Source organism: Amycolatopsis kentuckyensis (genome assembly GCF_002155975.1).
Lineage (GTDB): Bacteria > Actinomycetota > Actinomycetes > Mycobacteriales > Pseudonocardiaceae > Amycolatopsis > Amycolatopsis kentuckyensis.
In genome coordinates, this window is record NZ_MUMI01000320.1 from 1 (window position 1) to 8,439 (window position 8,439).

The window sequence follows — 8,439 nt, forward strand, 5'->3', positions numbered from 1 at the left end:
AGGCGTCGACGCCTACCTGGCCGAGAACGGCACGGCCGTGGGCTGGTTCGGCATCGCGGGCGGCCAGCGCACGCACGAAGATCTGATCGGGATGCTCGCCACCGCGCGCAGGCAGGGCATGTACGAGCTCGGCTCGGTCGACTACACGACCACGGCGATCGGCCCCGACGACGCGACCGAGGCGGTGCAGCTCGGGCTGGTCGGCACGCACGCACCGGGCGGCGACCCGGTGCTGCTCGCGATCCGCGGCCCCAACCCGCAGTGGGGGATGGAGCAGTGCCGGCTGGAGGTGCTGGCGACGTCGCGGGCGACCGCCACCGAAGTGCGCGACCGCATCGAGCGCCTGATGGCCGAGCACGACCTCCTGCGGGGTCAGGTGCTGGCCTTCGGCACCAGCGAGCACCGCGGCAACGAGCTGCTCACGTTCCTCCCGCGTCCCGCGCTGACCGGCGAGGAGGTCGTGCTGCCGGACGGCGTGCTCGACGCGATCGAGCGGCACACGATCGGCATCGCGCGGCACGGCGAGCGGCTGCTGGCCGCGGGCCAGCACCTCAAGCGCGGGCTGCTGCTGCACGGCGCGCCCGGCACCGGCAAGACGCACACGGTCCGCTACCTGATGGGCCGCCTGCCGGACACCACGGTGATCATCCTGACCGGCACGGCGATGAAGCTCGTGGGCAAGGCGGCCGAGCTGGCGCGCCGGCTGCAGCCGAGCGTGGTGGTGCTGGAGGACGTCGACCTGATCGCGCAGGACCGCAGCTACGGGCCGATGGTCCAGCCACTGCTGTTCACCCTGCTCGACGCGATGGACGGCGTGGGCGGCGACGCCGACGTCACGTTCCTGCTCACCACGAACCGGGCGAGCGAGCTGGAGAAGGCGCTCGCGGACCGGCCGGGCCGCGTCGACCTCGCCGTGGAGATCCCGCTGCCGGACGCGGCCGGGCGTGAAGCGCTGCTGCGGCTGTACGCACGCGGCCTGAAGCTGACAGCGGACCTGGGCCCGATCGTCGAGGCAACGGAGGGGATGACGGCGTCGTTCGCGAAGGAGCTGCTGCGCCGGGCGTCGCTGCTGGCGCTGGGGGCGCGCCCGGAGGAGGACGTCGTGGTCGGCGACGAGGAGCTGACGACGGCGCTGCGGGAGATGCAGGACGCCCGGAGTGCGCTGACGCGTTCGCTGCTGGGCAGCTCAGCTGCGCAGTGAGCCGGGGAAGAGGTCGGCGTCCGCGGGGAGCTTCGTGCCGCGGAACCAGCTGTCGAAGAACGCCCGCAGGTTCTTGCCGCTGATCCGCGTCACCATCGTCTCGAAGTCGGGCCAGGTCGCGTTGCCGTGGCGGAACCGGGCCGGCCACTCGTGCAGGAGGCGGTCGAACGCCGGGTCGCCGATTTCGCGGCGCAGGGCGTGCAGCGCCAGGATGCCCTTGTTGTAGACGCCCTCGAACTCGTGGCCCTGGCCCATGCCGACCAGCTTCTGCGCCCAGAAGTCCGTGCTGCCGTGGGTGATCTCGATGGCCGCGCGGTAGCGGTCGTCCAGGTTCTGGCCCTCGCGCTCGGCCCACAGCCACTGCGAGTACGACGCGAAGCACTCGTTCAGGCAGACGTCGGACCAGTTCCGCACCGAGACCGAGTCGCCGAACCACTGGTGGGCGTTCTCGTGCACCAGCGTCGGCAGGTCGGCCCACTTCGCGTACGTCGGCCGGGTCTGCGTTTCGAGCGAGAACGGGACGTCCTCGGCCAGGAAGATCCCGCCCGCCGCCGACTGCGGGTACGGGCCGAACTTGCCGGTCAGGAAGCCGATCACCTCCGGCAGGCGGTCGCCGATCGCGCGGCGGGCTTCGGTGCCCGGCGCGTACGCCGAGACCACCGGGGTCCCGTCCGGCAAAGTCGACCTGTCGACACCGAACTTGCCGATCGCGATCGTCGTCAGGTAGGTCGCCACCGGGTTGGGCTCGGTCCAGGTGCCCGGCGGGCCCTCGCGGCCGTTCGAAACCACGGTCCACCCCGCCGGGACGTGCGCGGTGAGCGTGAACGTGGCCTTGTCGCGCGGGGTTTCGTTCGCCGGGTACCAGAACGCCGCCGAGTGCGGCTCGCCGACCATGTACGCGCCGCCGTCGGCCGAGTGCTTCCAGCCGTTCTCGCTGCCGCCGCCGTGCGGGGTCTTGGCCGGGTCGCCGCCGTAGCGGACCCGCGTGCGGAACGTCGTCCCGGCCCGGATCGGCGCCGGCGGGGTGATGACGAGCTCGAACGCCTTCTCGCGGCTGAACGTCGCCGGCCGGCCGTCCACCTCGACGTTGTGCACGGCCAGCCCGCGCAGGTCGAGGTCGAACCGGCTCAGGTCCTGGGTGGCCGTCGCGGTCACCGTGGTGTCGCCGTCGAGGTGGCCGCTCGGCGGGTCGTACTTGACGTCGACCTGGTAGCCGAGGGCGTCGTAACCGCCGTTGCCGTCGTCGGGGTAGTAGGGATCGCCCGCGCCGGACGCACCCGGCGCCGGGTGCATGGGTGGCGGCGGGGGTGCCGCCGTCACGGCGTCGCCGCCGCATGCCACGGCGAGGACCGCCGCGGCGCAGACGGCCAGGGCGGTCAGTCGGCGGCGCATACGACCACCATAGGTGATGGAAAGCGATCGTTTGGTCACGTTCCGCACCAGGGGTTTTGTGGTTAGGTGGCCGCGTGCTCTGTTTCGGCGGCAGCGGCGTGCCGATCGTTCTGCTCCACGGCCTGATGGGCCGCGCGCGGACGTGGTGGCGGGTCGCGGAGTGGCTCCGGCCCTACGGCGCGGTGTACGGCCTGGACGCGCGCGGCCACGGAAACGCGCCGCGCGTCGGCCCGTGGACGACCGAGCGTTTCGCGGACGACGTCGCCGAAGCGCTGCGGGCCCTCGACGCCGGCCCGGCGGTGCTCATCGGGCACTCGATGGGCGGCCTGCACGCCTGGGCGGCCGCCGCGCGGCACCCGGAGCTGGTGCGCGCGGTCGTCTCCGAGGACTTCGCGCCGGACCAGCGCGGCCGGACCGTCGAGACCTGGCGCGGGTACTTCGAGAGCTGGCCGGTCCCGTTCTCCTCGCTCGACCACGTCCGGGAGTTCTTCGGCGACGCGGGCGAGTACTTCGCGGACTGCGTCGAGGAGCGTTCCGACGGCTTCCACCTGGTCGCCGACCTCGAGGACCTGTACGTCATCGCCGCCGAGTGGGGCCGCCGGGACTACTGGGACGTCGTCGAGGCGATCCGCTGCCCGCTGCTGCTGGTCGAGGGCGAGCACACCGCGATGCCACACGGCCAACAAGCCGAAGTCGCCGCGCGGGTCCCGGGCGCTCGCCATCTCGTGGTCCCGGGCTCGGCCCACCTGCCCCACGACGAGGCCCCGGAGATCTACCGAGGTGCCGTCGAGGCCTTCCTCTGCCAGGTGCTCAACCGCTGAACAGGTCGACACGCGTGATTGCCGGGTCGACACGCGTGATCAGAGGGACGACACGCCGCACGCCGTTGTATCGCCGTGTCGACCCTCAAATCACGCGTGTCGGCTTCCTGATCACGCGTGTCGACCCTTCAGGCCCGGGCCAGGTCCGCTCGCCAGGCCGTCGCCGACCGGTCGGACGGGACGATCAGCGGCCAGACGTCCGCGCCGAGGAAGCCTGTCTCGTCGGACGCCTTCGCCGCGGTGCACGTGTCGCGGGCCAACCCCGCCTGTGCGGACAACGTGGCCACGGCGTCCTTTGTGGACTTCCCGAAGACGCCGTCCGTCGGCACCCCGAAGCCGGAGGCACGCAGGAACTGCTGCGCCAGCTGCACCGTGCGGCCCGTGTCGCCCGGCTTGAGCAGCGGCCACTCGGCTTCGGCGCGCGCCACCGGGACGCCGAGGACGCGGCCGACGGCCGTCCGCAGCTCCGGCAACCGGTTGTAGAGCACCTGGCCGGGGCACTCGGTCGAGTTGAAGTCGCGGTGGCCCTTGATGAACTCCGGCGCGATGCCGTACTGGCTCGCGATGTAGGCGACGAGCGAGACCAGCGAGTTCCACAGCGCGGGCGGCACGTCCACCGTGCTGTACAGGCCCTCGTTCTCGATGCCGATGACCTCGCTGTTGTGGTTGCCGACGTTGGCGCCCTGGACGTGCTGCGTGCCGCCGCGCAGGATCTCCAGGCTGCGGTGCCGTCCTTCGGTGATGAACCCGCCGCGGCTGTTCGTGAACTGCTGGCCGCTGTCGATCCAGCCGTTCTTGTCCATGTGCAGGTTCTGGATGAAGCGCGAGACGTAGAACGCTCGCGCCAGCGAGAAGTCGTTGTTCATCGGCGGGTCGACCGCGTGGTGCACGACGATGTACGTCGGCTTGTGGTTCTCCACCACGATGGGGCCCGCGGCGGGCCGCGCGCCCCACTCGGACGTCGGGTGGATCGCCGGTGCCGGAACGGCCGCGCCGGCCGTCCCCGTGGTCGTCATCCCCAGTGCGCCGGCCGCGGTCGCGGTCACCCCCGCCTTCAGCAGGGTCCGGCGGTCAACAGTGACCATGCGTGAAACGGTAACTCCGGACCGCGCCGATGACAACTATTGACCAACTTTGGTCGTAACGCGTCAGTGCTCACCCGGGAGAGCGAACAGCCCGTCGCGGGTCTGCTCCAGCAGGCCGTCGACCAGCAAGGAGTCGAGGCAGCGGTCCCGCTGGCCGCCGTCGTGCCAGACGACGTCGAGGCGCGCTTTCTCGACCGGTCCCTCACTGCCGCGCAGCACGTCGAGCAGCCGCCCGCGGACGTACCGGTCGGTGCCCGCGTACCGCTGCACCGGCTTGGCCGGGCCGGTGTACTCGGGCCGGCCGGCGTGCTGCCACGCGCAGTCGTCGTAGATCGGGCAGTCCGCGCACTTCGGGGCCCGCGCGGTGCAGATCAGCGCGCCGAGCTCCATGATCGCGGCGGAGAACCTGGCCGCGGGTGCGTCTTCGGCCGGCAGCAGGGCCTCGACGTCGGCCATGTCCCGGGTGTTGGACGCGGGCCCGGCGTCCCCGGCTCCGTGCACCGCCCGCGCGACGACCCGCCGCACGTTCGTGTCGACGACCGGCGCCCGCCGCCCGTAGGCGAACGCGGCGACGGCCCGCGCGGTGTAGGCGCCGATCCCGGGCAGCGCCAGCAGAGTGTCCACATCGGACGGTACGACGTCCCCGTGCTCGCGCGCGATCACCCCGGCGGCCTCATGCAACCGGAGCGCCCGGCGCGGGTAGCCCAGCTTGCCCCAGGCCCGCACGACTTCGCCTTGCGACGACGCGGCCAGCGCCGAGGGAACCGGCCAGCGTGCCAGCCACTCGTGCCAGATCGGCTGCACCCGCACGACCGGGGTCTGCTGGAGCATGATTTCGCTGACCAGGACGCCCCAGGCCGAGCAGGTGGGCTCGCGCCACGGGAGATCCCGGCCGTGTGCGGAGAACCAGTCGAGCAGTACGTCAGCGTCCACAGCCACGCCGGGAGGCTACTTCGCCCGCTTCGGCAACTCGCGAGCGACCTCGTCCGGCGAGGGCATCGCGGCGATCTCTTCGGCGATCGCCCGGGCCGCGTCGCGGCAGGAGGACGCCTTCCGGGCCTGTTCGGCGACGGCTTCCGCGCTCAGTTCGGCGGGCAGAAGCCGGACTGCGGTACCCGCGGCGACGAGCGCTTCGGCGTTGGCGAACTGGTCGGCGCCCTGCGGCAGGACGAGCTGCGGCACGCCCGCGGCGAGTGCGCCCAGCGTGGTGCCGCTGCCGCCGTGGTGCACCACCAGGTCCGCCTGCGGCACCACCGCCGCCTGTGGCACCCAGGCCTGCAGGGTGACGTGGTCCGGCACCGGCCCGAGTTCCTCGGGGCGCACCCGCCCGGTGGCCACCACGAGGGGCACGCCGAGTGCGGCCAGCCCGCGGATCGCCGTCGTGAGCACCTCCGGGGTGCCGAAGGTGGTGCCGAGGGTCAGGTAGATCAGCGGCCCCCGGAAGGCGCCCGGCTCGGCGAAGGGCACGGGACGCAGGGGGAGGCGCTCGGCGGTCGAGCGGAAGTCCGCGTCCTGCAGGGACGGCGGGCAGATGTCGAGGTGCGCCCCGCCGATGGGCCGCTCGAAGCCGATGCCGCGCGGGAACATCCGGCCGAACCCGTGCCAGAGCGACGGGATCCCGGCGCGTCGGGCGGCCACGGCCACCTCGGGAACGCCCCAGCCGGGCACGACCAGCTCCGGACGCAGCCGCTTCAGGTCCGGTTCGAGGTCTTCGGCGTAGATCTCGTAGAACGAGTCGGCGGGCCGGAACGGGTTCAGTCCGAGCCGGCGCAGCGGAGCGTGGACGTGCTCACCGGCGGCGAAGTGCACCTCGTGCCCGAGGTCCCGCGCCGCGAGCGCGAGCGGGACCATCGGGTACGTGTGGCCTTCCGACGCGAGGCCGGCGAAGAGCAGGCGCATGTCGTCCCCATTCGGATGTCAAGAACATCTGAATGGCGACGATAGCCTACTTGACCTCGGTGAGCTTCCCGGTCTTCACGTCGTAGACGAACCCGCGCACGTTCTCGGTGTGCGGCAGGTAGGCACTGCGCCGCACCCGCTCCACCGACGTCCGGACGCTGTTCTCGACGCTGCGGAAGGCCTCGACCGACCACGTCGGCCGCAGGCCGGTGTCGGTCTCGAGCTCGTCCTTGAAGTCGTCCTCGGTCACCATCGAGAGGCCGCACTCGGTGTGCTGGACGATCAGCACCTCGCGCGTCCCCAGCTTGCGCTGCGAAAGGGCCAGCGAGCGGATCATGTCGTCGGTCACCACGCCACCGGCGTTGCGGAGGACGTGCGACTCGCCCTGCAGCAGGCCGAACAGCTCGAACACCCGGATGCGGGCGTCCATGCAGGTGAGGACGGCCACCTGGAGCGACGGCTTCGGGGACGACCGGTCGCCGGGCGTCACCTCGCCGAGTTCCTGGTTGCGCTTGAGCAGTACGTCGATCGAGGTCATCGGTCACCTTCCGGCCAGTGGCCCCGCGGCGCGGGCGTACCACTCCATTTGACCGGGTCGGTACCCCGATGAGCAATGCACTAAGGGCAATGTCACGGGGTCAGCCCCCGAACCAGGGCTCCTCGACGGTCCGCGGCGGCGCCGACGTCCGCCCGACGCGCAGCTCGGTCGGCAGGGTGATCGTCTTGGGCGCGCTCCGCTCGCCGGAGCTGAGCAGCAGCCGCCCGGCCGTCTTGCCCTTCTCCAGGACCGGCTGGTGGACCGTGGTGAGCCCGATCCGCTCGGCTTCGGCGATGCCGTCGAAGCCGGTGACGGTGAGGTCCTGCGGCACCCGCAGCCCGCGCCGCTCGGCCTCGGCCATGGCGCCGAGCGCGAGGATGTCCGAGGTGCAGATCACCGCCGTGATCTGCGGGTACGCGTCCAGCAGCTGGCGGGCCGCGGACGCGCCGTCGTCCACCGTGTGGTCGAAGCGCTCGACCACCGGGACGCCCGCCCAGTCGACGCCCGCCGCCGAGAACGCGACGGCGAGTGCCTCCAGCCGGGTGCGCTGGACGTGGAAGTGCGCGCCGCTCTGCCGCGTCGCGGAGACGAAGTCGTCGTTGCGCTCGCGGGCCAGGCGCATGCAGATCACGCCGACCTGCCGGTGGCCCAGCGTCACGAGGTGTTCGGCGATCTTGCCGACGGCCGCGGCGTCGTCCGGGCCGACGCGGTCGATGCCCTCGAGGCTCGGCTGGTCGATGATCACCGTCGGCACCGGGCGCTCCAGCACGGCGGCCAGGTGCGGGTCGTCGTCCGGCACGGAGTAGACGACGAAGCCGTCGACACCCGCGCGGTGCACCGCGGCGACGTCTTCCCGGCCCGGGCTGGCCGGCACCAGGTGCAGGCCGACGCCGGCGTCTTCGCAGGCCAGCGCCAGTCCTTCGAGGACACCGACGGCCGCGGGGTCGCGGAAGGCGTAGGAGAGGTTCTCGGTGAGCAGCAGCCCGACCGCGCCGGCCTTGCGCGTGCGCAGGGAGCGGGCGACCGGGTCGGGGCCGGGGTAGCCGAGGCGCCGCGCGGTCTCGAGGACGCGGCGGCGCAGTTCCGGGGACAGCTGGTCCGGCCGGTTGTAGGCGTTGGACACCGTGGTCCTGGACACACCGAGCTCCGCCGCGAGCGACGCCAGCGTCGCCTGCCTCCGGGTGCGAATAGGACGGCCCATCTGCAAACCGTAACGGTTCAGATCGGTTTCCTGAAGAGACACCCCGCGTGGTCGATGTCTCGATCCGCATGCACGGAGACGCATACACCAAACCACGATCTGATGGCCAGGAAGTCATCCGGATGGGGTAAGGTGAATCTGACAACGGTTTCCATTAGCGTCTCAGTGTCTCGCTCAGGAGTCTTCAGATGAGTTCCCGTCGCACCAGGAGCGTGCTCGCCGCCGCTTCGGCCCTGTCCTTGTTCGCCTTGGCCGCGTGCTCCGGCGGGACGTCTTCCGACGGCGGCGGCGCGCAGGCCGTC

The 8,439-nt window shown here is 71.9% G+C and carries 8 protein-coding genes; 2 read left to right on the forward strand and 6 right to left on the reverse strand.

The features are described 5' to 3' along the window. A partial coding sequence (locus tag CCN39_RS29090) for an AAA family ATPase (protein WP_086847305.1) occupies window positions 1-1,201 on the forward strand: 1,201 nt, incomplete at its 5' end. Here CCN39_RS29090 and CCN39_RS29095 read toward each other — a convergent pair. After that, the gene (locus CCN39_RS29095) at window positions 1,187-2,593 is read right to left on the reverse strand and encodes a M1 family metallopeptidase (protein ID WP_086847307.1); all 1,407 of its coding nucleotides are present in this window, start codon (window positions 2,591-2,593) and stop codon (window positions 1,187-1,189) included. The two genes, CCN39_RS29090 and CCN39_RS29095, sit on opposite strands and share 15 nt — an antisense overlap. Before the next feature lie 74 nt (window positions 2,594-2,667). Between CCN39_RS29095 and CCN39_RS29100 the strand changes: the two genes are divergently transcribed. Next, window positions 2,668-3,414, forward strand: coding sequence for an alpha/beta fold hydrolase (locus tag CCN39_RS29100; RefSeq protein WP_086847309.1), 747 nt, complete (start codon window positions 2,668-2,670; stop codon window positions 3,412-3,414). A 128-nt stretch (window positions 3,415-3,542) separates the two neighbouring features. Here the strand turns inward: CCN39_RS29100 and CCN39_RS29105 are convergent, their stop codons facing one another. The 5 genes from CCN39_RS29105 to CCN39_RS29125 all read right to left on the reverse strand — a co-directional run bounded on the left by CCN39_RS29105 (window position 3,543) and on the right by CCN39_RS29125 (window position 8,137). Next, the gene (locus tag CCN39_RS29105; protein ID WP_086847311.1) at window positions 3,543-4,499 is read right to left on the reverse strand and encodes a peptidoglycan recognition protein family protein; all 957 of its coding nucleotides are present in this window, start codon (window positions 4,497-4,499) and stop codon (window positions 3,543-3,545) included. Window positions 4,500-4,562: 63 nt separating this feature from the next. Beyond that, entirely contained in the window at window positions 4,563-5,438 is an 876-nt protein-coding gene (locus CCN39_RS29110) for an HhH-GPD family protein (RefSeq protein WP_086847313.1), read from the reverse strand. A gap of 9 nt (window positions 5,439-5,447) precedes the next feature. Further along, complete coding sequence (locus CCN39_RS29115; RefSeq protein WP_086847315.1) at window positions 5,448-6,398, reverse strand: glycosyltransferase; 951 nt, start codon at window positions 6,396-6,398, stop codon at window positions 5,448-5,450. Window positions 6,399-6,444: 46 nt separating this feature from the next. Continuing rightward, window positions 6,445-6,936 (reverse strand): beta-class carbonic anhydrase, encoded by a 492-nt coding sequence (locus CCN39_RS29120; RefSeq protein WP_086847317.1) that lies wholly within the window; start codon window positions 6,934-6,936, stop codon window positions 6,445-6,447. Between the two features lie 100 nt (window positions 6,937-7,036). After that, window positions 7,037-8,137: a LacI family DNA-binding transcriptional regulator gene (locus CCN39_RS29125; RefSeq protein ID WP_086847319.1), complete on the reverse strand. Its 1,101-nt coding sequence runs from the start codon at window positions 8,135-8,137 to the stop codon at window positions 7,037-7,039. Between the last annotated feature and the right edge of the window lie 302 nt (window positions 8,138-8,439).